2 protein-coding genes and 1 pseudogene are annotated in these 1,172 nt (G+C 76.3%); all 3 read left to right on the top strand.

Annotated elements, in window-relative coordinates; genetic code table 11:
* Positions 1-448: class F sortase (locus SSBG_RS16025; protein WP_078491326.1), on the top strand; the 448-nt coding region annotated here is incomplete at its 5' end.
* Complete coding sequence (locus SSBG_RS16020) at positions 445-936, top strand: RNA polymerase sigma factor (RefSeq protein ID WP_008747137.1); 492 nt, start codon at positions 445-447, stop codon at positions 934-936. The genes SSBG_RS16025 and SSBG_RS16020, both read left to right, overlap by 4 nt.
* A pseudogene (locus SSBG_RS16015) lies at positions 917-1,172 on the top strand (hypothetical protein); the annotation flags it as partial. The gene SSBG_RS16020 and the pseudogene SSBG_RS16015, both read left to right, overlap by 20 nt.

The following is a 1,172-nucleotide window of genomic DNA, read 5'->3' as shown; positions in this document are numbered from 1 at the left end:
CCGCCCCACCCGGCTCCTCGTCCCGGCGGCCGGCGTGGACACCCCGCTCACCCCGCTCGGCCTCGCGCCGGACCGGACCGTGGAGGTGCCGCCGCTCGTCGCGCACGATGTCGCGGGCTGGTACCGGTACGGACCGCCGCCCGGCGAGCGCGGCCCCGCCGTCGTGCTCGGCCACGTGACGACCGGGCCGGACCGCGACGGGGTGTTCCGGCGGCTCGGCGGCGTCGAGCGCGGCGACCCGATCGTGGTGCGGCGGGCCGACGGGAGCACCGTCCGCTTCGTCGTGGACCGGGTGCGTACCGTGGCGAAGAGCGAGTTCCCGACGAAGGAGGTGTACGGAGACGTGCCCCGCGCCGAGCTTCGGCTCATCACCTGCGGCGGGCGGCGCGACGCGGCCGGGTACTCCGCGAACGTCATCGTCTTCGCGCACCGCACGGGAGCCTCGTGAGGCGCCGCGAGCGCGAGGCCGCCGAGCTGTTCGCCGTGCTCTACCCCCGGCTCGCGGGGTGGGTACGGCGGCTCGTCGACGACGACGGGACGGCCCACGAGATCGCCTCCGAAGCCTTCACGCGCCTGTGGGCGCGCTGGGGTTCGGTCGCGGAGCCGCGCGGCTTCCTGTACGTGACGGCGGCGAACCTCGTACGGGACCACTGGCGCGCGCTGGACCGCGAACGCACCGCGCTGCGCCGCGCGAGCACCGAGACGGCGCTGCGCGAACCGGACCACGTCCCGGACCCGGGCGTGCGCCTGCTCGTCCAGTCGCTCCCCGAGCGGCTGCGCGTGCCCGTCCTGCTCCACTACTACGCCGACATGCCGGTCCGCGAGGTCGCCGCGGTCACCGGCCGCAAGGAGGGCACGGTGAAGGCCGATCTGCACGCCGCCCGCGAACTGCTGAGAGCCCACCTGAGGAGGACCGTTGACCACCAGGTTCGATGACGAGGACCCCTCGGGGGACCCGCTCTTCGTGCTCCTGCGGGGCGACGAGGACCCCGGGTATCTCGCCGCGCCCGCGCACCAGTTCGCGACCGTCCGCCGCCGTGCGCGCCGCCGCAAGACGATCCGCGCGGGGGCGGGTGCCGCGCTCGCGACGGCGGCGGCCTGCGCCGCGCTGTTCACCCTGGCCCCGCAGCAGGCCGACCCGCACCGGCGCACCGAACTCCCCCTGGGCCCCG

This window comes from Streptomyces sp. SPB074, from assembly GCF_000154905.1.
Lineage (GTDB): Bacteria > Actinomycetota > Actinomycetes > Streptomycetales > Streptomycetaceae > Streptomyces.
Note: the sequence above shows the minus strand (reverse complement) of the source record. Positions and strands in the feature narration are given on the sequence as shown.